Origin of the sequence: Pandoraea terrigena, from assembly GCF_902459705.1 — a bacterium.
Taxonomy (GTDB): Bacteria; Pseudomonadota; Gammaproteobacteria; order Burkholderiales; family Burkholderiaceae; genus Pandoraea; species Pandoraea terrigena.
Window position 1 is genome coordinate 1 of sequence record NZ_CABPRU010000033.1, and the last position, 610, is coordinate 610.

Annotated in this window: 1 protein-coding gene; it reads right to left on the bottom strand. The window is 60.7% G+C overall.

What is annotated here, in order from left to right; genetic code table 11:
- Position 1: 1 nt before the first annotated feature.
- Positions 2–610 (bottom strand): allantoicase (gene alc, locus PTE31013_RS24665; protein ID WP_150615207.1); only part of this gene is annotated, 609 nt, incomplete at its 5' end.

The following is a 610-nucleotide window of genomic DNA, read 5'->3' on the forward strand; positions in this document are numbered from 1 at the left end:
CTTATGCTTTCTTTTCGCTTAACCGGCCCCACAGCCGCAAACGCGATACGCCACCGTCCGGAATGATGTTGAAGCGGATGTGCGTAATCGCCCCCAACTTCTGCACCTGCTCCTCAAAGAAGAACGGTTTGTCCATCGCCAACTTCTGCTCCGGCAACAACACCGGCCAGAACATCGACTGCGTAATCAAGGACTGTTCGGTGCCACCCGTGACATACGCGGCCTGCACGGAACAACGATCCGGAAAGTTGCCCTTGAAGTGCGCTGTGTCAACGTCGATCTTCGTAATCTCCCCCGGCTGCGCCAAGGCAATGATCGCCCAGTCGTTGCCCGGCTCCCGACGACGACGCGTCTCCCACCCATCCCCCATGTTCACGCCACGCCCCGGCATCAGCAGGTTCGACGCCATCCCGAAATGCTGGTTGTTCACCGCCACGACGTAACCGCCATTCTCCATCGCAATGAGGTCGATCAACGCGTCGCCCGAGCGGCGCGCCCAATCGCTCTGCGGCAACCCGTACAAGCGCAGACGCGCCAGGCCTCCATCGGGGTACAGGTTCACTCGCACATGCGTCACCGCACGCTCGCTGCTGATCGCATGGTAGTGGTG